Consider the following 21769-nt stretch of genomic DNA (forward strand, 5'->3'; position numbering starts at 1 on the left):
TTACCCCAGAATTTCTTCAACGGATTTACCACGCTTGGCAGCGACCATTTCTGGAGACTTCATATTTTCCAGACCATCAATAGTTGCACGAACCACGTTAATCGGGTTAGTGGAACCATATGCTTTGGCCAGAACGTTATGAACCCCAGCGACTTCCAGAACGGCGCGCATTGCACCACCGGCGATGATACCGGTACCTTCGGAAGCCGGCTGCATGAATACACGAGACCCAGTGTGAGTACCCTTAACAGGGTGCTGCAGGGTGCCGTGGTTCAGCGCGACGTTAATCATATTGCGACGGGCTTTTTCCATCGCTTTCTGGATCGCTGCCGGAACTTCACGCGCTTTACCGTAACCAAAACCTACGCGACCGTTACCATCGCCAACAACAGTCAGAGCTGTGAAGGAGAAAATACGACCACCTTTTACGGTTTTAGATACGCGGTTAACCGCGATCAGCTTTTCCTGCAGTTCGCCAGCTTGTTTTTCGATGTGAGCCATCTTACACCTCTACCTTAGAACTGAAGGCCAGCTTCACGAGCAGCATCTGCCAGTGCCTGGACGCGACCATGATATTGGAACCCGGAACGGTCAAAAGACACATCTTTAATGCCTTTTTCCAGAGCGCGTTCAGCAACAGCTTTACCTACAGCTGCGGCCGCGTCTTTGTTACCGGTGTACTTCAGTTGTTCAGAGATAGCTTTTTCTACAGTAGAAGCAGCTACCAGAACTTCAGAACCATTCGATGCGATTACCTGGGCGTAAATATGACGCGGGGTACGATGTACCACCAGGCGGGTCGCACCAAGCTCTTTGAGCTTGCGGCGTGCGCGGGTCGCACGACGGATACGAGCAGATTTCTTATCCATAGTGTTACCTTACTTCTTCTTAGCCTCTTTGGTACGCACGACTTCGTCGGCGTAACGAACACCCTTGCCTTTATAAGGCTCAGGACGACGGTAGGCGCGCAGATCTGCTGCAACCTGGCCGATCACCTGTTTATCAGCGCCTTTCAGCACGATTTCAGTCTGAGTCGGACATTCAGCAGTGATACCCGCCGGCAGTTGATGGTCAACAGGATGAGAGAAACCCAGGGACAGGTTTACAACATTCCCTTTAACCGCTGCACGATAACCTACACCAACCAGCTGCAGCTTCTTAGTGAAGCCTTCGGTAACACCGATAACCATTGAATTCAGCAGGGCACGCGCGGTACCAGCCTGAGCCCAACCATCCACGTAACCATCACGCGGACCGAAGGTCAGAGCATTATCTGCCTGGTTAACTTCAACAGCATCGTTGAGGGTACGAGTCAGCTCGCCGTTTTTACCTTTGATCGTGATAACCTGACCGTTGATTTTTACATCAACGCCGGCAGGAATAACGACCGGTGCTTTAGCAACACGAGACATTTTTTCCTCCGATTAGGCTACGTAGCAGATAATTTCGCCACCAAGACCAGCCTGGCGCGCTGCACGATCAGTCATAACACCTTTAGAGGTAGAAACAACTGCGATACCCATACCACCCATAACTTTCGGCAGCTCATCTTTTTTCTTATAGATGCGCAGACCTGGGCGGCTGATACGCTGAATGCTTTCTACCACAGCTTTACCCTGGAAGTATTTAAGAGTCACTTCCAGTTCCGGCTTGGTGTCGCCTTCAATTTTGAAATCTTCAATAAAACCTTCTTCCTTCAGCACGTTGGCAATTGCCACTTTCAGCCTGGAGGAAGGCATGGTGACCGCAGCTTTGTTCGCGGTCTGACCGTTACGGATACGGGTCAGCATATCCGCGATCGGATCTTGCATGCTCATCTGTCTTTACTCCCGTGATTCAATTGGTGACAATTACCAGCTAGCCTTTTTCAGACCCGGGATTTCACCGCGCATAGCGGATTCACGGACCTTGATACGGCTCAACCCGAACTTCCGCAGGAAACCATGCGGACGACCAGTTTGACGGCAGCGGTTACGCTGACGAGACGGGCTGGAATCACGCGGCAGACTCTGCAGCTTGAGAACAGCGTTCCAACGATCTTCGTCGGAAGCGTTCACATCAGAAATGATCGCTTTCAGTTCAGCGCGTTTCGCGAAGTATTTTTCAGCTAAAGCTACGCGTTTAACTTCGCGTGCTTTCATAGATTGCTTAGCCATGGAGTAACCCTACCTTACTTGCGGAACGGGAAGTCAAAGGCAGCCAGCAGAGCACGGCCTTCTTCGTCAGATTTCGCAGTAGTGGTAATGGTAATATCCAAACCACGCACGCGATCGACCTTATCGTAGTCGATTTCTGGGAAGATGATCTGCTCACGGACACCCATGCTGTAGTTACCACGACCGTCGAAAGACTTAGCGGACAAGCCACGGAAGTCACGGATACGAGGTACAGCAATAGTGATCAGGCGCTCAAAGAACTCCCACATGCGTTCGCCACGCAGAGTCACTTTACAGCCGATCGGATAGCCCTGACGGATTTTGAAGCCCGCAACGGATTTGCGCGCTTTGGTGATCAACGGTTTTTGACCGGAGATTGCTGCCAGGTCAGCTGCTGCGTTATCCAGCAGTTTCTTGTCAGCGATCGCTTCACCAACACCCATATTCAGGGTGATCTTCTCGACCCGAGGGACTTGCATGACAGAATTGTAGTTAAACTCAGTCATGAGTTTGCTAACTACTTCGTCTTTGTAGTAATCATGCAGTTTCGCCATCGTACTACTCCAAATTACTTGATAGTTTCGCTGTTAGACTTGAAGAAACGGACTTTTTTGCCGTCTTCGAATCTAAAGCCTACACGGTCAGCCTTGCCAGTTGCCGCATTGAAGAGCGCAACGTTAGAAACCTGAATTGCAGCTTCTTTTTCAACGATGCCACCCGGTTGGTTCAGGGCCGGAACCGGCTTCTGATGTTTCTTAACCAGGTTAATACCTTCAACAATGATCTTGCCGGAAGACAGAACATTTTTTACTTTACCGCGTTTACCTTTATCTTTACCGGTTAACACGATAACTTCGTCATCACGACGGATTTTCGCTGCCATGATTCGCTCCTTAGAGTACTTCTGGTGCCAGAGAGATAATTTTCATGAACTTCTCGTTACGAAGTTCACGAGTTACCGGCCCAAAAATACGCGTACCGATAGGTTGCTCGCTATTATTGTTCAAAATAACGCATGCATTACCATCGAAGCGAATGACAGAACCGTCCGGGCGACGAACACCCTTCTTGGTGCGCACCACTACCGCCTTCAGCACATCACCTTTTTTGACCTTACCACGCGGAATTGCTTCTTTGATGGTGATCTTGATGATGTCGCCTACGCCTGCGTAGCGACGGTGCGAGCCACCCAGAACCTTGATACACATTACGCGACGTGCACCGGAGTTGTCGGCGACGTTCAGCATAGTCTGTTCTTGGATCATTTTAGTGCTCCGCTAATGTCAACTACTACTGAAGACCCTAAAATCAGGGTCGATAAAAAGCCCCATATCGGGGGCGCGGCATTATAACACCGGTTCCCAGAGATGGGTAGAAAAAATAAACGGCCCATTTCTGAGCCGTTTATTCGTTAGAGAACGCGTACTGTATTACAGAACCGCTTTCTCTACAACGCGAACCAGCGTCCAGGATTTAGTCTTGGACAGCGGACGGCATTCGCGGATTTCAACCACGTCGCCGGTGCCGCATTCGTTGTTCTCGTCATGTACGTGCAGTTTAGTCGTACGTTTGATGAATTTACCGTAGATCGGGTGTTTCACGAAACGTTCGATAGCTACAACAATGGATTTCTCCATTTTGTCGCTAACAACACGACCTTGCAGAGTACGGATTTTATCGGTCATTACGCACCCGCCTTCTCAGTCAGTAAAGTCTTAACGCGTGCGACATCACGACGCACTTGCTTCAACAGGTGAGTCTGTTGCAGCTGGCCACTTGCAGCCTGCATACGCAGGTTGAACTGCTCGCGCAGCAGGTTAAGCAGCTCGGTGTTCAGCTCTTCAACGCTCTTTTCACGCAGCTCTTTTGCTTTCATTACATCACCGTCTTAGTTACAAAGGTGGTTTTAATCGGCAGTTTTGCTGCTGCCAGCTCGAAGGCTTCACGGGCCAGCTCTTCCGGAACACCGTCCATTTCGTACAGGACTTTACCCGGCTGAATCAAGGCAACCCAATACTCTACGTTACCTTTACCTTTACCCATACGAACTTCCAGCGGCTTCTCGGTGATCGGTTTGTCCGGGAATACACGGATCCAGATCTTGCCCTGACGCTTAACGGCACGAGTCATAGCACGACGTGCTGCTTCGATTTGACGAGCGGTCAGACGACCACGGCCAACAGCTTTCAGACCGTAAGTGCCGAAGCTCACATCCGTGCCCTGCGCGAGACCACGGTTGCGGCCTTTGTGCACTTTACGGAATTTTGTACGCTTTGGTTGTAACATCAGCGACGCTCCTTATTTACGGCCTTTACGCTGCTGCTTTTTAGGTTGAGCAGCCGGTTTTTCCGGTTGTTCAACTGCAGCCATACCACCAAGGATCTCACCTTTGAAGATCCACACTTTTACGCCGATTACACCGTAAGTGGTGTGCGCTTCGGAGGTGTTGTAGTCAATGTCAGCGCGCAGAGTGTGCAGCGGAACGCGACCTTCACGGTACCATTCGGTACGTGCGATCTCAGCGCCACCCAGACGGCCGCTAACTTCAACTTTAATACCTTTAGCGCCCAGACGCATGGCGTTCTGTACAGCACGCTTCATAGCACGACGGAACATAACACGACGTTCCAGCTGAGAAGTGATGCTGTCAGCAACCAGTTTTGCGTCCAGTTCAGGTTTACGAACTTCGGCGATATTGATCTGAGCAGGAACGCCAGCGATATCCGCTACGACCTTGCGCAGTTTTTCAACGTCTTCACCTTTCTTACCGATAACGATACCCGGGCGAGCAGTGTGAATGGTTACACGAATGCTTTTAGCCGGACGCTCGATAACGATACGAGATACAGACGCTTTAGCCAGTTCCTTCGTCAAGAACTGACGTACTTTAAAATCGCTGTCCAGGTTGTCAGCGAATTCTTTGGTGTTCGCAAACCAGGTAGAGTTCCATGGTTTTACAATACCCAGGCGAATACCATTAGGATGTACTTTCTGACCCATTGCTAGTCTCCAGAGTCTCAGCGATCGGACACAACCACAGTGATGTGGCTGGTGCGCTTCAGGATGCGATCTGCACGACCTTTTGCACGCGGCATAATGCGCTTCATGCTCGGGCCTTCGTCTACGAAAATTTTCGTAACTTTCAGATCGTCAATGTCAGCGCCATCGTTGTGTTCAGCGTTAGCAATGGCAGATTCCAGAACCTTCTTGACCAGTACAGCCGCTTTCTTGTTGGTGTAGGTCAGAATATCCAGGGCCTGCGACACTTTCTTACCGCGAATCAGGTCAGCAACAAGGCGAACCTTCTGAGCAGAAGAACGAGCATGGCGATGTTGAGCTAAAGTTTCCATCTCTTCCTCCTACCTTATTTCTTCTTCGCTTTTTTATCAGCAGCGTGGCCGCGATAAGTACGAGTCGGTGCGAATTCACCCAGTTTGTGACCGACCATTTCGTCGGAAACAAATACCGGAACGTGCTGACGACCATTATGGACAGCGATGGTCAAACCGATCATGTTAGGAAAGATCGTTGAACGACGGGACCAAGTGCGCAGGGGCTTCTTGTCTCCGCTTTCCACCGCTTTCTCTACCTTCTTCAGCAAGTGCAGGTCAATAAAAGGACCTTTCTTGAGAGAACGTGGCATGGCTTATCCTCTAAAATTATTTGCTACGGCGACGTACGATGAATTTATCAGTACGCTTGTTGCTGCGGGTCTTCTTACCTTTGGTCTGAACGCCCCACGGAGTTACCGGGTGCTTACCAAAGTTACGACCTTCACCACCACCGTGTGGGTGGTCGACCGGGTTCATCGCAGTACCGCGAACGGTAGGACGAACACCACGCCAGCGTGCAGCACCTGCTTTACCCAGAACGCGCAGCATATGCTCAGCATTGCCAACTTCGCCCAGAGTAGCACGGCACTCTGCTTCTACTTTACGCATTTCACCAGAACGCAGACGCAGAGTGACATAGGCGCCATCGCGAGCAACGATCTGAACGTAAGTACCAGCAGAACGCGCCAGCTGACCGCCTTTACCTGGTTTCATTTCTACGTTATGAACGGTAGAACCAACCGGGATATTGCGCATCGGCAGGGTGTTGCCTGCTTTGATTGCAGCATCAACGCCAGACTGAATCTGGTCGCCAGCTTTCAGGCCCTTAGGGGCCAGGATGTAACGGCGTTCGCCATCTTTGTACAGAACCAGCGCGATGTTCGCGGAACGGTTCGGATCGTACTCAAGACGTTCAACAACTGCCGGGATACCATCTTTGTTGCGTTTGAAGTCAACAAGACGGTAAGCCTGCTTGTGGCCACCACCGATATGACGAGTGGTGATACGGCCATTGTTGTTACGACCACCGGATTTGCTGTTTTTTTCCAGCAACGGAGCAAAAGGTTTGCCCTTGTGCAGCTCAGGGTTAACCACTTTAACTACGTGGCGACGACCCGGAGATGTCGGTTTACATTTAACAACTGCCATTGTATTACTCCTCCGACTTACTCAGCGCCGCCAACGAAGTCCAGATTCTGGCCTTCTTTCAGGGTGACGTAAGCTTTTTTCCAGTCGCTACGACGACCGATACGCTGTCCGTGACGTTTAACTTTCCCTTTAACTACCAGGGTGTTAACGACTTCGACTTCGACTTCAAACAGTTTCTGCACAGCAGCTTTGATTTCTGCTTTGGTCGCGTCTTTTGCAACTTTGAGAACGATGGTGTTGGTTTTTTCCATCGCAGTAGACGCTTTTTCAGAAACGTGCGGTGCACGCAGCACCTTCAGCAGACGTTCTTCACGAATCATGCCAGCATCTCCTCAACTTGCTTAACAGCATCAGCAGTCATTACGACTTTGTCGAAGGCGATCAGGCTAACCGGGTCGATACCAGTCGCGTCGCGAACATCAACCTTGTGCAGGTTGCGCGCGGCCAGGAACAGGTTCTCGTCCAGCTCACCGGTGATGATCAACACATCTTCCAGAGCCATGTCTTTCAGTTTCTGAGCCAGCAGCTTGGTTTTCGGTGCTTCAACAGAGAACTGCTCGACAACGATCAGACGATCCTGACGTACCAGTTCGGACAGGATGCTTTTCAGCGCGCCGCGGTACATCTTTTTGTTAACTTTTTGACTGTGGTCCTGCGGACGCGCAGCGAAGGTTACGCCACCAGAACGCCAGATCGGGCTCTTAATAGAACCTGAACGAGCACGACCGGTGCCTTTCTGGCGCCACGGTTTTTTACCGGAACCAGTTACTTCAGCACGGGTCTTCTGAGCACGAGTACCCTGACGAGCACCAGCTGCGTAAGCTACAACAACCTGGTGTACCAGCGCTTCGTTAAAGTCACGACCGAAGGTAGTTTCGGAAACAGTCAGCGCGCTCTGCGCGTCTTTCAATACTAATTCCATTGCTATCTCCTCACGCCTTCACAGCTGGTTTAACGATCAGGTCGCTACCGGTTGCACCCGGGACAGCACCTTTAACCAGCAGCAGGTTGCGCTCAGCGTCAACACGTACTACGTCCAGGCTCTGAACGGTTACGCGCTCATTACCCAGCTGACCTGCCATTTTCTTGCCCTTGAACACTTTGCCCGGAGTCTGGTTCTGACCGATAGAACCCGGAACGCGGTGAGACAGGGAGTTACCGTGGGTAGCATCCTGGGTACGGAAGTTCCAGCGCTTAACGGTACCTGCGAAACCTTTACCTTTAGAGGTGCCAGTTACGTCAACTTTTTTAACTTCAGCAAACAGCTCAACGCTAATATCCTGACCTACGGTGAACTCTTCGCCTTCAGCAAGACGGAATTCCCACAGACCACGGCCAGCTTCTACGCCAGCTTTAGCGAAGTGACCCGCTTCCGGCTTGGTTACACGGTTAGCTTTTTTAGCACCGGTGGTAACCTGAATAGCACGGTAGCCATCGTTAGCCAGATCTTTAACCTGAGTAACGCGGTTTGCTTCAACTTCGATTACGGTTACTGGGATAGAAACGCCATCTTCAGTGAAGATGCGAGTCATGCCCACTTTTTTACCGACTAAACCAATCATTGTTTCAACCTCTCAATCGCTCGATGACCTGATCAACCCAGGCTGATCTGCACGTCTACACCGGCAGCCAGATCCAGACGCATCAGAGCATCAACGGTTTTCTCGGTTGGCTCAACGATGTCAACCAGACGCTTATGAGTGCGGATTTCGTACTGATCACGCGCATCTTTGTTGACGTGCGGAGAGATCAGAACGGTAAAGCGCTCTTTGCGGGTCGGCAGCGGGATCGGACCACGTACTTGCGCACCAGTGCGCTTCGCAGTCTCGACGATTTCGGCGGTTGATTGATCGATCAGACGATGATCAAACGCTTTCAAGCGGATACGGATTCTTTGGTTCTGCATGAGACCAGAGCTCCAATTATTTATAGACGGAAATAATTACTCCTCACACCCATTACGATTGATGGGGGAGTGTAATCGTTCTTACGTAGCCCCCCGATTGGGGGCATTGTTAGCGGTTAAAAACCCCGCCATGGTTCAAATCGAACCAGCCGTCAATTACGACAAGCCCGCGCATTATACGTAAATCTGAGTCAGACGCAAGTGCCGTTTAGAAATTACACAACTCAGGGCACACGCTCGCAAGAACAATGAAGATGTAACTCGCCAGTATGCTTTCCTGGAAAGCCTCTCGCAATTTCGTCACTACCCGCTTTGTTTTGTTCTTCTTTTTGCCCATTCTTCGCTCATCGGATTGATTATTCATAAGGCAGGGACGCTATGCTTTTTCTTTCTATTTATCTGTTACTGAACTTGATTCTTGTCGGGTATGACATACGCCGTGGCTTGTTACCCGATCGTTTCACCTGCCCTCTTCTCTGGTCAGGTCTCATTTGGCATTGCACTTCCCGCGTATCGTTTTTACCGCAGGCGGTCATGGGTGCCGTGGTGGGTTATGCAGGGTTTGCTCTTCTCTATTGGGGTTATCGGTGGTTGCGAGGTCAGGAAGGTCTGGGATATGGCGACGTAAAATACCTCGCCGCGCTTGGTGCATGGCATGGTTGGGAGAACCTCCCTGCACTGGTGTTGATCGCGTCACTCCTTGCCTGCTGCGTTGTTGGCATCAAAGCGCTTCGTTACCGGAAGTGGCAGGCAATAAAAAACCCACTGCCTTTTGGGCCATTTCTGGCAGCAGCGGGTTTACTGATCGGCTATCCGATTTTGATGCAGTCTTAATCTTCAACTTTGATTTGCGACTGGAGGTAATTCTGGACACCAATTTTAGCTATCAGATCGAGTTCTGTTTCCAGCCAGTCAATATGATGCTCTTCATCAGCCAGGATCTTAATCATCATGTCGCGGCTAACATAATCATGAATGCTGTCGGCATAAGCGATAGCTTCACGCAGGTCTTTTGCGCCTTCCAGTTCCAGACGAAGGTCTGATTGCAGCATCTCTTCGACATCTTCGCCAATCCCGAGCTTGCCTAAATCCTGCAAATTCGGCAGTCCTTCAAGAAATAAAATGCGCTCAATATACAAATCGGCATGTTTCATTTCATCGATGGATTCATGGTATTCGACATCGTTGAGGCGCGTCAGGCCCCAGTTTTTAAACATTCTCGCGTGGAGAAAGTATTGGTTTATTGCGACAAGCTCATTTCCCAATAATTTATTGAGATAATTTATGATTTTAACATCACCTTTCATTATATAGTCCCTCCGCTTCCACTTATTGAAGCGTAGATGGGGCTACAAGGATGTCAAAAAAAAGATAGAGCTTCAGGCGATCTCTTTGTATTCCGGCATCTGCGTCAGCTCGTCCTGCATAATCTCTCTTGCTGCACGAACGCATTTACCGCACTGGTTTCCTACCGGAATAAATTTACGGAGTTGTTGAAAGGACTGAGGGTGAAACTGGCGCACTGCCTGGCGGATTTTCTTATCACTTACACCATTACACAAACAAACGTACATGAATCACTCCCGTTCACTTTATGCACAAAATTCTAAATGAGAATGGTTACGATTACAATAGCACGACTGTAAAGGTGTTCAGAGAGGTAATCAAAATGCGAACAAAAATGTCTGGCGACAAATTGCGGGTAACAAAAAGGGCACCGGAGTGCCCTTTTTAATTCGAAGCTAAATAATTAGCTCAGAACTTTTGCTACAACGCCCGCGCCAACGGTACGGCCGCCCGGCGTAGGGCAGCTTCCTATAGCCCCACGCCGTCGTGCCGTCGGCTGACGGGGAATTCCCTGTGGTGCAACTGGTCACTGACACGAATAAAAGCGCAGTAAGAAACTTTTTATGCATAGATATTTTCCAGCCTGTGCATTAATGGTCGGATATCGCAACGTCACTGTTTTCTACCGCGCTATCCTGTATCCGCTGCTGGTCGTCCATGTACCATACAGAACGTATCCAGTGGTCGTTAGGCTTATGTGGGAAGAGAAAGGCTTTATCTTCTTTCGGGCCAAAGCGTTGGATAAATACTTCTCCTGTTTTAGGATCAACCCATACATTACGATCCGACTCAATATTCCAGTGGGCTGAGCAATGGGTATATTTACCAATAAGGTTTAATTCCACGTCGGTAAAGGGTTGATATTCCTGCCCCAGACGCACCGCCTTTCCTTGTGCAATTGCTTTGTCAGACAGAATAATTAACTCAGTTGGAAGTTGTAATTCTGTATTGGTTTGGCGTATAGGCTCAAAAAAAACCCCGGCCTCCTGAGCCGCATCCAGCATTACGCGCAAACTGACGTTGGCCCAGTTATTCGGGATGGCCATTCGCTCAAAAAAGACTGCGGCCCCCACTTGCTTTTGAATAATTCCAGCCCGGCGCTGGTTATTATTTTTTACACCAACAGAACGCACTTTAGTCGTTAATTTTCCGTGCGGTAATAGGTATTTTAATGACGGAAGAGAACCCAATATTTCTCTGTCTTTCTCCGCGTTACGATACACCTGAGTATCCGTTTCTCTGGTATCGTCACTCACTATTTCGAACTGGGGGCAACTCAGAAACTGGCTTTCATTTTCCTGCAATGGTGAACCGGGTGGGTTATAACCTCCGCCAATATCTGAATGTGCACCAGGCAATGCCAGCTCAGGCCACATGTCTCTAATGCTATTCAGGCTGAAGTTATAACGGTATTCATTCATGGCTGTTATCTGAAAGACCTTCTTCGCGACAGAAGGTCGCAACTCCAGATTCACCTGCGGATTACTGCGTCCATGAACATCGAAGAAGTTGTCGATGCCCCCGATAGCCGCCACGGTGTCGAAAAGGCCAATAAACCTGACTTCACCCGATGGTTTCCCGTCATAAAAATCGCCGCGCAACCCGTCAAGAATAGCGTCTGCAATGGCTGGGTCTTGCTCCATGACGCGATTGGCAAAGTGCCTTGCGGCAGCGGCACCGCGGCTAAAACCAAAAATATCAAACTGAATTTTTGCGATACAGAAATCTGGGTTCGTATTAAACCCCATAAATTCTGCTATTACGTTTGCTATACCTGTTATCGCCTCATCAGTTTTTGTCACTACCCCTTCATACCTATCCAGAACACTTGTACCCAACCCCATACCAATGTTCGAATCTGCTTTCCCTGCCGCCGTACCGATCCCGGAAATATAAGTTTTGATTTGAGCTGATGTTTGGTTATCTGATAGAGCCTGAGTTGGTAAATAGAGTATATTCAACCAGTGAATATTCGAATAATATCCGCGATAGCTGCCATTCGAAGTATTGTCCTGGCTAATTTCTTTGTAAAAAGCTTCGCAGCTTTGCGCATCGTTTTGGTTTATCCCCTGATGGAAAGCGCTACAGCCATTGAATTGTAGTAACCGGAATGCAGTGTTTTCTCTGTTATTCCCCGTACCGTCGAAAAATAGCCCGATGGTTAATGTTACACCGCGCACCGGTCTTTTTTTTGCGATAACCGTTTTCAGTTCCTGATGAATACTGGTTTTATGAGTGCCGTTTGCGACATCATTAGCCTGGTATTTTATCATTCCGCACCTCCACTGTTTTTCCCAACTGGAGTACTGGCTTTAACGTTACCGAATTCAATATTTAGCGATGAGGGAAATGACGTATTTATCAGAGCTGTTTTGCCATTATTATCCGTCACGCCCTGCAATACTTCACCTTCTGCTGTTGTTATCCGATAAGGCGTTGACGGCTGTGGTTTTCCTGCCTCATCGGTCAGGATAAATCCGCCCCCAAACCCAGATGGCATTTCAACAGGCGCTATATCCAGACTGGCTGCGCCCAGCTTTTGCACATTGGTACCTTTCAGCAGGATATTTCCCGGACAACCCAGTTCGATATTCCCCCCGCTCAGTTTGATCCAGGCTCCGCCACAGGTGAGGACGAGTTCCTGGCTGGCAGAGACAGTTACTTTTCCTTCAGCGCTTTGAATATTAATGTCTTTTTGAGCGCTGACTGATAAAGCGTCACTCTGCGCCTGCACAGTCATTAGACCTTTTGCCGCCACCATTTGCATACCCTGGCCATTCGCAAGCAAGCTAACAGACCCGCCTGCCGCAACGGTGAACGACTGACCCGTGCTGATATCAGTGTTATCTCCCGACATAATTCCTACACTTTCACTTCCCGAGGCGATACGCAGTGCCCTGGCACTGACCATGCCAATCCCCTCAGGCGCATGCAATAACATTCCCGGCGCGGTGAGATCGCTCAACGAGGCGCTTAACCGCTGTTGACTAAGCACATCGCCTTCGGTTGTTTTCGCTGAGATTGCTGCCTTTGCCATACTTCTGGCCAACGTTAACGCCTGCTCAAGTTGCCGGATGGCATCACCCATCTCAATCATCTGCTCTTTTGCATCAGGTTGAAGATCAGCACTAATAAAGACGCCTTTACCACCGCGGATACTTATCCAGTCATCCGTTCTCAGCTCAGCCCCTTCGCCCCGCAATTTTCTTGCGGCATCGACATTGTGGCCTAAATTCAACTGCGTCTTGCCGCCATACTCCGTGCTGAGCTTGATATGCTCTTCGCCACGTTTGTCTTCCATCCGCAGTTTGTTCAGCCCTGCGGTTCTTATCACGTTCCGGGTGCTGTTCTTTTCCGTCACATGATCAACATGACGTGAGTCATGCAGGGCATGGGCTATATAGGGCCGGTCCGGGTCACCTTCGTGGAAGGCAATCGCCACTTCGGTACCCTGGATAAGCGGAAAGTGAAAACCGTAGGCATCTCCGCCGTAGGGTTTGGCCAGACGCACTGGCATGCTCTCCTGGCCCTGGCTTTTTTCATCTGTATCCGCATCAAATTTCACCCGGTAATGCCCGGCGTCGTCCTGCCAGGCGTAGATTTCCGCCTCTTTCGCGCTGGTCACGCGGGCCATCATCGTGCCGGTCACTTTCGGGCGGGGAAGCAGGGGCGGACGCCAGCAGAGCCTTTCATAGTACGGTACGCCAGTGAACCTCACCTGTAGCGATACTTCCCGGCTGCCGGTGAAATTGAGCTTCGTCAGCAAGATCTGCTCCCGGAACGAGGCCGGTAACGTCGGAGGAAACGTGTCGGTGATAGTCAGCACCTGCGCCGGAAAGAGAGTGGAATCCGTGCTTTTCCCGGTCACGGTTGTCTGGTTCGCCAGAAAGCGTTCGTGATCAAGGCGGGCATAAAAGTTGGCTGTTTCAGAGCCCGGATCCCATTTATCACCCAGTTGCGTATGACGAGGAAAGTAGTGATACACCTCACCGTAATTTATGTCGTCACCCTCGCCGTACGTCATGTCCGCCGGTGCGGAATGCAACAGATATTGTGCTTCGCGGTGGTTGTAGTCTTTGGTGGTGACGTTAGCCTCTACCACGTTATGCTCCACACCCAGACCCCAGACTGAATCCGCCCCGCTGTCACTCATACCGGACGGGCTGTTAATCATCAGTTTTTTGTCAAATAACAGCGCCGACTGGTTGTCCCCGAAGTGGATCACTTCGGTCTGCGTATCCGGTTGCAGGGTGAAGAAGTAAAAAATCCCCACTTCAGCGAGCAGACGCTGAATGAACGCCAGATCGCTTTCCTGGTACTGGTTAATCTGTTCCCGTTTCGGGTAGACCTTTTGAAGGCTGAATTCAGACTCCCAGCCTTTAAGTCCGTGCTCCGTCAGGATCTGCGCCACCACATCCGGCACGGATTTGTTCACGAAAAAACGGTGAGAGCGGTACTGGCGTTGCAGCAGCGCCAGAAAAGGCTGTAGCACGATTTCATAGGTCACCTGATCGCGGGAGCCGCTAAGGCGACGAAATGCGGTGACCGTACCATGAACCGTTTTCATGGTGGCCGACGGCTGAAGCGCGCCCGCCAGAGTATCCGGCAGGGTTCGCATGGTAAAGGTGGCGCCTTTGCGCAAAACCTGCCGGGGCTGAATATCGGGGTCAGAGCTGGTAAAGCGAATGGTGTAGTGGTAAAGCTCGCTCAGACCCTCATGGCCTTTAAAATCTTCCACATCGGCAACCACCCCACTGTCGGCAACCGTCAGGGTGTAGCGATTCAGAACGCCGGTAAGGGCATTTTTAAGCGTATCTGTCAGACTCATGCGGTGGCACCTTCTGTCGTCAGCGCCATGACAATGCCATCCTCTTCTTGCCAGCTCAGATGCAAGTAGTCCGGGCGCGTTTTTGCGGCCAGATGTGTCAGCAGCTGCTGGCTCAGTACCGGCAGTATTTGCTGGTTAAGCAGACTGTCGATATTGCGTGCCCCGGTGTCCGGCAACAGGCAGGCGACGGTGAGCGCACCATACAGACTTTCATCAATGATGGTGCGGATGCCGTAGTGGTTAGCCAGACGCTGTGCCACTTTATCCAGCTTCATGGCCACAATGGTGCGCATAGCCGGTTCGCTTAACGGCCGGTAAATGATGGTCTGAAAGCGTGCCAGCAGTGCGGGCTGGAAGTGATCACGCAGCAGCGGGCGCAGGTGTTCCTGCAAATCTGTATCCGTGGCTTCCGGCTGCGCTTGCAGCAGATCCATCATCGGGTCACTACCGAGATTAGAGGTCATCAGGATCACGGTGTTACGGAAGTCGATTTCACGCCCTTCGCCGTCGCGCATAAAGCCGCGATCGAAGATCTGGTAGAACAGGTTCATTACATCGCGGTGGGCCTTCTCCACCTCATCAAGCAGTACCACGCTGTAAGGACGCTTACGTACCGCTTCAGTGAGAATACCGCCCTGCCCGTAACCCACATATCCCGGTGGTGAGCCCTTAAGTTGCGAAACGGTATGTGGCTCCTGATACTCTGTCAGATTAATGGTGATGAGAGACTTCTCGCCGCCGTACAGGGCATCGGCCAGAGCGAGTGCAGTTTCCGTTTTGCCGGTCCCGCTGGGCCCGGTCAGCAGAAAAACCCCCTGCGGCGCGTTGTCTGCCGTCAGGCCCGTTTTTGATGCCCGCAGGCGCTGCGCAATGGCGCTAAGCGCCGCATCCTGGCCCACCACCCGCTTGCCCAGCCCGCTTTCCAGGGTAAGCAGCCCGGTCTGCTCATCTTTCATTAATGAAGAGAGAGGCACACCGGTCCAGTCGGCAATCACTTCCGCCACGGTGTGGGTATCCACATCCGGCCGGATAAGCGCACCGTCCTGTTGCAGAACATCCAGCTCTTGTTGCAGGGCGTGAAGGTCAGCCTGGCGACGATTATCCTGGCGGCAGTCCATCAACTGCCGGATAAGCTGCATCTCCACCCGTGCCCGGCCTTCCTGCCTCTCCAGTTCAGCCTGAAGTTCCCCGCGCAGGGTTTCAATCGTATTCAGACGTTCGTTATGCTGGCTGGTACCGATCGCCGTGTCTTCACCCAGCGCCTGCGCTTCCATGCCGAGGGCCGTCAGCTGTGCTTTCAGGCGGGTGATGGCTTCCGGTACGGTATCAAGGTTCATACGTACCCGGGCGCTGGCTGTATCAAGCAAATCCACCGCCTTGTCCGGTAACTGGCGGCCGGTCAGGTAACGGCGGGAAAGTGAGACAGCGGCTTTCACTGCCTCGTCAGTGATATGCACACCGTGATGTTGCGCATAGCGGGATTTCAGCCCCCGGAGCATCAGGCAGGCGGTATCGTCGTCCGGTTCGTCCACTGACACCCGCTGAAAACGGCGCTCCAGCGCAGCATCGCGCTCGAAGTATTGTTTGTATTCGCTCCAGGTGGTGGCGGCGATGGTACGCAGTTCGCCCCGCGCCAGGGCGGGTTTAAGCAGGTTCGCCGCATCTGCGCCGCCTGCCTGGTTGCCCGCACCGATGATGGTGTGCGCCTCGTCGATAAACAGCAGAACCGGCGTGGGGGATTGCTGGACGGCATCGATGACGTTTTTCAGACGCTGTTCAAACTCACCTTTCACCCCTGCGCCCGCCTGTAGCAGGCCGAGATCAAGGGTGCGCAGGCTGACCGGCTTCAGGCTTTCCGGTACGTTACCTTCATGAATGCGCAGGGCCAGACCTTCAACCAGTGCGGTTTTGCCAACACCCGGCTCGCCGACCAGAATCGGGTTGTTTTTACGACGTCTTGAAAGAATATCCACCATCTGGCGGATTTCGTTATCGCGGCCAAAGACCGGATCGATGCGACCTTCGCGTGCTTTAGCGGTGACATCCTGGGTGAATTTGTCGAGCGCATTCTGTAACGCCGGGTTGAATGCCCCTTCTTTAACATCTGCGCACGCCGGGCGATCAATCAAATCCACGTCACTGCTGTAACGCTGCGCCAGTTCAGCGTCCAGCTGCACTTCGGGCCGTTCGTCAGACTGCGCATCAAGCAACGGACGCAGACGCGCCAGCTGGCTTTGCCCCAGTGTTAATAATGGCCACAGGGCGTCACAGCGTGCGAGTTTTGGCTTATCAACCAGCGCCATCAGCAGATGGACGCTTCTGATCTGTTCTTCACCGGCAAGCGATGCCATCAGCCAGGCTTCCTGCATCAGCGCCTGAATATTGTCAGACAGCTGCGGGCGGCTGCGCACCGAGCGCGGCAGTGAATTCAGCCAGCCGAGCATCTCCTGCCACAGCGAATCCATATCCCATTCATAACGGCGCGACAGCACCGTCAAATCACCTTGTCCCTGCTCCAGCAACTTCAGCAGCCAGTGCTCAGGCAGAATTTCCGCATGTGCCCGGGTCTGACACAGGGAAGCCGCTCCTTCCATGGCACGGGCACAATAAGGGTTGAGACGACGCAGGAGGACTGCCGGGTTTTCCATCTTCTTTAAACTCGCTGTCAGGAGACCATCAGGCACGCTACCGCCCATCGCTATTCCTTGTGGTAAGGAGCCAAAGCGCATCAGGTCAGATTTCTCGGTTGTATGAGGTTTTTCTGAACACCCGCATGGCAGGCGCTCAGAAAACTGCGGACAGGGCCCTGTCCGCATCAGGTTTACGCCGTGGCGCGTTCGTTCCAGGAATCGGAATGAATGATGTTGCCGTCTTTGTAGGTCCAGGTGATTTTTTCGTAGCGCAGTTCGATCTGCTCGAGGTGGTTATGTTTCTCGTAAGAAGGATCTTTGATGTCATGCATTACAGGATGCACTTTCACCACTTTCACGTTTTCAAGCCTGGTGTTGAAGTATTCCACCTCCTGACCTGCGTCATTGATTTTGTACCACTTGAATTCCGCTGACTTCAGGGTCTGGCCGGTCGTCACCGCCTTGTACAGGTACGGGCTGGAGGAATCGATTTCCTTGGTGAAAAGGAATGGTGTGTGGATACGCGTGCCGGTCAGCTTGCCGGTGTTGTTATCGGTCGGGATGTACAGATTGTGTTTCTGTGCCACCACTTCGATGCTGCCTTCACGATCCTGAACATCCACGGACCCTTTGATGTCCGCGCCGCCGTCGTCTTTCAGCCAAAGATAAACAGGAATTGCCATGGAATTACTCTCCATTTAATTGTGATGCGTCATCTTCCTGCGATGACGCCGGGATTTCGCCAGGTAGTGGACAGGCATACGCCTGCGGTACCAGGCTGATTTCGACACGGCGGTTAAGCACGCGGCCTTCCGGCGTGTCATTGGTTGCGATCGGGCGGCTTTCGCCATAGCCCTGCACCGCAAAACAGCTTTCCGGCACGTCGCCGGTGTCACGCATCCAGTCACGCACCGCTTCGGCGCGCTTAAGTGAAAGCAACTGGTTCAGCTTCGGGTTGCCGGTGTTATCGGTGTGTCCGGACACGAGTACCAGCCAGCCCGGTTTCGCTTTGATGCCCACCAGTGAATTGACCAGCATCCTGGTGGAGCCGGTTTTGAGCACGGACTGACCAGAATCGAACAGCGACATACTGTCGAGACGCACCGTCTTCGGCTCCTGAACGACACGCTTACTCACCGGGCGTGAAGGGGATGGCGGTGCCCAGTCGCTGAGGACAGCGTCGACCGGTGCAGCCAACCGCTGCCCCTGATACAGCCCCAGCCCGTAGCGCATAGGCGTCCCGCGACGCAGCCAGTCATCCAGCAGGCGCCGGTCAGCGTTCAGACGTTGTTGTGCCTGTGTTTTGGACGCGGGCGGGTGCCCATCCTGGCGGTGGTAGAGCGCCAGATGATCACCGACACTGCGAACCAGGCGCTGGTTATTAATAAAGGAGGCCAGCATCGCCAGCAGCAGAAAAAGCCCCGCTATCAGCCCGGCCTGACGCCAGCGCTGCATACTGCGGCTGAGCCCCCGGCGGCGCGACAGCCCCACCAGCAACATATCCGGCAGTGGAAGTACGTCCTGACACGCCGCGGCTGATGGCGGTAGTGCGGTGAGGCTGGCGATATGCTGCTGCCAGAGGTTGTCTTCGTGCGCCGCCACCGGCGTCAGGCAAAGCGCCACGCCAACGGGGCGCAGGCCCGGCAGATCCCCCTGGCGGGTGTTCATCGCTGAACTCACGGAGCGGTCGTACCAGCTCAGCACACCGTCCAGCCAGAAGGCTTCACTGAGACGGGAGAGACGCACTTGCGCCGGGCTCTCCCGCAGCCAGTCAGTCACGGGGAGGGCTCCCTGGCCGGGAAGCTGAACCCGGACACCCGGCAAGTCAGGCATCACGGTAAACCATCGCGCAGGGGGGACATTCTCAGACGTGTCAATCTGTGAAGGAGCAGAGACCATCACGGCAGCCAGCAGCGGCGGCAGGCCGTTCAGCCAGGGACGACACAGCACAATTGCCCGCTGCCAGGTACGCAGCACCTGTCCGAAAGACTCGTCCGACGTATGCTGCTCAGGAAGAAGCGCAAGCATGACGGTCATCTGGGGTAACAGCGCCGGACGCAGGGTCGCCAGTTGTTCAGCCAGTAACGGAAGCTGCTCCGGGTTCTTTACCTGTAAATACCAGCCCTGACGGCTTTCCCGGAACGGCTGGCCGGGGACGAACCATGATGCGGCGTCACCGGCCATGAGCAGCACGCTCCCCGCAAAATCTTCCGGAGGCAGATGGTCAGCGCTGAAGCGGCTCAGGGCATCACGACGTGAATGGTGGTGACGCCACTGATGCCACAGCCCCCCACCGCCGGCCACCAAAACCAGCAGGCTCAGGCCCCACCGGCTGGTGGTCGAAAGCGGCCAGAAACCAAGAATGAGCCACAAGGCCAGAAGCAGTGCCAGTATCGTCAGCAGAAGGCGGGAACGTTCAGGCATGCTCATCTCAGCCCTGTAATCCGTGCAACCTGGCCTGCCAGCGAGGACGAGAGCACAAACCAGAGTACTGTCAGCACGACAATCCCCGTGCCCCATGACAACCAGTACAACAGACGCCCGGTGTGTCGACTGGAAGTGCGAACCACAACAGGTGCATCCTGGCTGAGCACAAAGGGTGGCACCCTTTCGCCGAGAGCACGCACCACATCTTCACGACGCTCATCATCCTGCGTACGGTACTGGCCGGTGAATCCGAGCTGAACAGTGCGGTACAGGCACATCAGAACCGCTGTATCCGGTGCCGGAGATTTCAGTTGGTCGCGAATACGTTCCCAGAGTTCTTCGCCAGCGTTGAGCGTGGCGAAAAAATGCGCCTGCAATGGATCTTTCTGCCAGGTTCGCCAGCCATCATCCTTTTTCCCGCGGTTCAGGACACTTTCGTCCAGCAGGGCGCAGAAGGCATACAGCATGGTGTCGCTACCCGCCTGGCTGAAGCCCGCTTCAGCCAGTTGTTCACGGGCTTGCATGACCAGCTTGCGTGCCCGGCGGTACAAGGCCTGTCCATCCTGTACCTCCTGACCACAGCGCAACTGGCTTACCATCAGCCAGCCGGGGTAAAAAATCTGTTCTGCCTGGCTTATTTCAGGGTGTTTCATGTGCGCAGTACCGCAAAGAGTTCCAGTTTCACATCACCCAGCGAGGCTGGCGTGTAGAAGGTGCAACTGCCCGCATCCAGCATGGCCCGGGCAGCACTGCTGCTTAAATCCAGCGCGAAATACTGGTTTTCCAGGCGCAGCGGAATAGCCGCCGGGACATGGGCAACCGGCCGGATAACCATGCCGCTTAGTGCCACGTTGATCACCTCTGAGACGTCATCCGGGCTCCCGGCCTTGCACAGTTGCGGAAACTTCGTCTGTAGCTCATGTGCCGGCATGGAGGAGCGCACCGAGAGCCAGAAATCGGCCCCTTCCCGCAGGCGGGCATCGTGCAGCGCGCCTTTCCACATCACGCCATCCTGTTTCAGTTCAATAGAGACCACTCTGGACGGCAAGCTGGCTTCCAGCAGTTTGTCCAATAGGGAGAGCAGCGGCGGAAAGACCTGTTCCGGCATATCGTGACGGTACGGCGGAATGTCACGCGTATCGTGTTCGAGCGAGAAGGTCAGCAGGCTACCGGCAAGCCTTGCGAGTTCGCGATAAACCAGTTCCGGATGGCGTTCCGGTACGTCAAACAACTCGGCCAGCACCGGCTCTGCACTGTTCAGGGCATTAAGCAGCCAGAACAACGACACATCGGCGACGGCGAAATCCGCAAGCCGCGCATTGCTTTCACGGCGCATAGCCATCAGCCGCAGCCGCCGGGCCTGTAGGCGATGCTGCAAATCAGCCAGGCCGGACACCAATTCCGGGCAGGCTGACAGGGCGAGTAAAGGCGGGATAAAGGTGCTGTCACGCCGCCACTGCCCCTGTGCATCACGGATCAGTCGGGTGACCGGGCAAGTCAGGTACGCGGCGTTCTCCTGGTGCGCCAGCCGCAACGTCAGGGTGTGGCGCAGTACGGCCAGTTCGCTACGCTCATGTCCCGCCAACTCCTGTACGGTGACCCGCTCGGCTTTCCAGCGACGAGGCCGCTCACTGTCACTGCCGTCATCGAGATTGCCGCCATTCGCACTGAGCAGCGGCAGGGCCAGCACAATGTCCACGGAGGCCCTGTCAGAAACAGGCGATAAATCACAGACCGGGGGCAAATTGTCAGACAGATCGGTATCAATGAGCGTGCCGTCAGGAAAGCGAACAATCAGACGGGTCGCGTTGAGACGAGAGAGTGCCAGCAGACCATCGTCAAATTCAGCGGCTATCACCCCCCACGGATGAGCCAGCCCCATACGAGCAACGATATCCGTGATATGGGTATCCCATATAGCCTGTTGCTGAAACTGTTGCGGGGCCAGAAAGGCCCCGTCTTCCCATAACGGGCGAAAGATTTTCATCCCTGAT

General features: G+C 53.1%; 29 protein-coding genes. 1 reads left to right on the forward strand and 28 read right to left on the reverse strand.

Annotated elements, in window-relative coordinates:
• The 19 genes from rpsE to rpsJ form a co-directional block, all read right to left on the reverse strand.
• Complete coding sequence (rpsE, locus tag Q5705_20335; GenBank protein ID WLI76883.1) at positions 1–501, reverse strand: 30S ribosomal protein S5; 501 nt, start codon at positions 499–501, stop codon at positions 1–3.
• A 14-nt stretch (positions 502–515) separates the two neighbouring features.
• Positions 516–869, reverse strand: a complete 354-nt coding sequence (gene rplR, locus Q5705_20340; protein ID WLI76884.1) for a 50S ribosomal protein L18 — start codon at positions 867–869, stop codon at positions 516–518.
• A 9-nt stretch (positions 870–878) separates the two neighbouring features.
• Positions 879–1412, reverse strand: a complete 534-nt coding sequence (gene rplF / locus Q5705_20345) for a 50S ribosomal protein L6 (protein WLI76885.1) — start codon at positions 1410–1412, stop codon at positions 879–881.
• Between the two features lie 12 nt (positions 1413–1424).
• A complete protein-coding gene (gene rpsH, locus Q5705_20350) occupies positions 1425–1817 on the reverse strand; it encodes a 30S ribosomal protein S8 (protein ID WLI76886.1) in 393 nt (130 codons plus the stop codon).
• Between the two features lie 33 nt (positions 1818–1850).
• Positions 1851–2156: a 30S ribosomal protein S14 gene (rpsN, locus tag Q5705_20355; GenBank protein ID WLI76887.1), complete on the reverse strand. Its 306-nt coding sequence runs from the start codon at positions 2154–2156 to the stop codon at positions 1851–1853.
• A 14-nt stretch (positions 2157–2170) separates the two neighbouring features.
• Complete coding sequence (gene rplE / locus Q5705_20360) at positions 2171–2710, reverse strand: 50S ribosomal protein L5 (GenBank protein WLI76888.1); 540 nt, start codon at positions 2708–2710, stop codon at positions 2171–2173.
• A 14-nt stretch (positions 2711–2724) separates the two neighbouring features.
• Positions 2725–3039, reverse strand: coding sequence for a 50S ribosomal protein L24 (rplX, locus tag Q5705_20365; protein ID WLI76889.1), 315 nt, complete (start codon positions 3037–3039; stop codon positions 2725–2727).
• A 10-nt stretch (positions 3040–3049) separates the two neighbouring features.
• A complete protein-coding gene (rplN, locus tag Q5705_20370) occupies positions 3050–3421 on the reverse strand; it encodes a 50S ribosomal protein L14 (GenBank protein ID WLI76890.1) in 372 nt (123 codons plus the stop codon).
• Positions 3422–3586: 165 nt separating this feature from the next.
• Positions 3587–3841 (reverse strand): 30S ribosomal protein S17, encoded by a 255-nt coding sequence (rpsQ, locus tag Q5705_20375; protein ID WLI76891.1) that lies wholly within the window; start codon positions 3839–3841, stop codon positions 3587–3589.
• Positions 3841–4032 carry a 50S ribosomal protein L29 gene (gene rpmC / locus Q5705_20380; protein ID WLI76892.1) on the reverse strand — a complete coding sequence of 64 codons (192 nt, stop codon included), beginning with the start codon at positions 4030–4032 and terminating at the stop codon, positions 3841–3843. The genes rpsQ and rpmC overlap by 1 nt, the downstream gene beginning before the upstream one ends.
• Positions 4032–4442: a 50S ribosomal protein L16 gene (gene rplP, locus Q5705_20385; protein WLI76893.1), complete on the reverse strand. Its 411-nt coding sequence runs from the start codon at positions 4440–4442 to the stop codon at positions 4032–4034. The genes rpmC and rplP overlap by 1 nt, the downstream gene beginning before the upstream one ends.
• Positions 4443–4454: 12 nt before the next feature.
• Complete coding sequence (gene rpsC / locus Q5705_20390) at positions 4455–5156, reverse strand: 30S ribosomal protein S3 (GenBank protein ID WLI76894.1); 702 nt, start codon at positions 5154–5156, stop codon at positions 4455–4457.
• A gap of 17 nt (positions 5157–5173) precedes the next feature.
• On the reverse strand, positions 5174–5506 hold the full coding sequence (gene rplV / locus Q5705_20395; protein WLI76895.1) for a 50S ribosomal protein L22: 333 nt from the start codon (positions 5504–5506) through the stop codon (positions 5174–5176).
• A 14-nt stretch (positions 5507–5520) separates the two neighbouring features.
• Positions 5521–5799: a 30S ribosomal protein S19 gene (gene rpsS / locus Q5705_20400; protein ID WLI76896.1), complete on the reverse strand. Its 279-nt coding sequence runs from the start codon at positions 5797–5799 to the stop codon at positions 5521–5523.
• Positions 5800–5815: 16 nt separating this feature from the next.
• Positions 5816–6637, reverse strand: coding sequence for a 50S ribosomal protein L2 (rplB, locus tag Q5705_20405; GenBank protein ID WLI76897.1), 822 nt, complete (start codon positions 6635–6637; stop codon positions 5816–5818).
• Positions 6638–6654: 17 nt separating this feature from the next.
• Positions 6655–6957, reverse strand: coding sequence for a 50S ribosomal protein L23 (gene rplW, locus Q5705_20410; protein ID WLI76898.1), 303 nt, complete (start codon positions 6955–6957; stop codon positions 6655–6657).
• A complete protein-coding gene (gene rplD, locus Q5705_20415) occupies positions 6954–7559 on the reverse strand; it encodes a 50S ribosomal protein L4 (GenBank protein ID WLI76899.1) in 606 nt (201 codons plus the stop codon). The genes rplW and rplD overlap by 4 nt, the downstream gene beginning before the upstream one ends.
• A 10-nt stretch (positions 7560–7569) precedes the next feature.
• Entirely contained in the window at positions 7570–8199 is a 630-nt protein-coding gene (rplC, locus tag Q5705_20420; GenBank protein ID WLI76900.1) for a 50S ribosomal protein L3, read from the reverse strand.
• 32 nt (positions 8200–8231) lie between these two features.
• A complete protein-coding gene (gene rpsJ, locus Q5705_20425) occupies positions 8232–8543 on the reverse strand; it encodes a 30S ribosomal protein S10 (GenBank protein ID WLI76901.1) in 312 nt (103 codons plus the stop codon).
• 378 nt (positions 8544–8921) lie between these two features.
• On the opposite strand from rpsJ, the gene Q5705_20430 reads away from it, so the two are divergent.
• Entirely contained in the window at positions 8922–9377 is a 456-nt protein-coding gene (locus Q5705_20430; GenBank protein WLI76902.1) for an A24 family peptidase, read from the forward strand.
• On the opposite strand, the gene bfr is transcribed toward Q5705_20430, so the two are convergent.
• From bfr to tssK, 9 genes are all read right to left on the reverse strand, one after another.
• Positions 9374–9850 carry a bacterioferritin gene (gene bfr, locus Q5705_20435; protein ID WLI76903.1) on the reverse strand — a complete coding sequence of 159 codons (477 nt, stop codon included), beginning with the start codon at positions 9848–9850 and terminating at the stop codon, positions 9374–9376. The genes Q5705_20430 and bfr overlap by 4 nt on opposite strands.
• A 72-nt stretch (positions 9851–9922) precedes the next feature.
• On the reverse strand, positions 9923–10117 hold the full coding sequence (gene bfd, locus Q5705_20440) for a bacterioferritin-associated ferredoxin (protein WLI76904.1): 195 nt from the start codon (positions 10115–10117) through the stop codon (positions 9923–9925).
• A gap of 363 nt (positions 10118–10480) precedes the next feature.
• Positions 10481–12163, reverse strand: coding sequence for a DUF2235 domain-containing protein (locus Q5705_20445; protein ID WLI76905.1), 1683 nt, complete (start codon positions 12161–12163; stop codon positions 10481–10483).
• The gene (gene vgrG / locus Q5705_20450) at positions 12160–14718 is read right to left on the reverse strand and encodes a type VI secretion system tip protein VgrG (GenBank protein WLI76906.1); all 2559 of its coding nucleotides are present in this window, start codon (positions 14716–14718) and stop codon (positions 12160–12162) included. The genes Q5705_20445 and vgrG overlap by 4 nt, the downstream gene beginning before the upstream one ends.
• A complete protein-coding gene (tssH, locus tag Q5705_20455) occupies positions 14715–17366 on the reverse strand; it encodes a type VI secretion system ATPase TssH (protein WLI79071.1) in 2652 nt (883 codons plus the stop codon). The genes vgrG and tssH overlap by 4 nt, the downstream gene beginning before the upstream one ends.
• A 173-nt stretch (positions 17367–17539) precedes the next feature.
• The gene (gene hcp, locus Q5705_20460; protein ID WLI76907.1) at positions 17540–18031 is read right to left on the reverse strand and encodes a type VI secretion system effector Hcp; all 492 of its coding nucleotides are present in this window, start codon (positions 18029–18031) and stop codon (positions 17540–17542) included.
• A gap of 4 nt (positions 18032–18035) precedes the next feature.
• Positions 18036–19772 carry an OmpA family protein gene (locus tag Q5705_20465; protein WLI76908.1) on the reverse strand — a complete coding sequence of 579 codons (1737 nt, stop codon included), beginning with the start codon at positions 19770–19772 and terminating at the stop codon, positions 18036–18038.
• A gap of 2 nt (positions 19773–19774) precedes the next feature.
• Complete coding sequence (gene tssL, locus Q5705_20470; protein ID WLI76909.1) at positions 19775–20428, reverse strand: type VI secretion system protein TssL, short form; 654 nt, start codon at positions 20426–20428, stop codon at positions 19775–19777.
• Positions 20425–21762, reverse strand: a complete 1338-nt coding sequence (gene tssK / locus Q5705_20475; protein ID WLI76910.1) for a type VI secretion system baseplate subunit TssK — start codon at positions 21760–21762, stop codon at positions 20425–20427. Before tssK ends, tssL begins: the two co-directional genes overlap by 4 nt.
• Positions 21763–21769: the final 7 nt, after the last annotated feature.

The sequence above is a fragment of the Kosakonia sp. H02 genome (genome assembly GCA_030704225.1).
In the GTDB taxonomy this organism is placed as follows: Bacteria; Pseudomonadota; Gammaproteobacteria; order Enterobacterales; family Enterobacteriaceae; genus Kosakonia.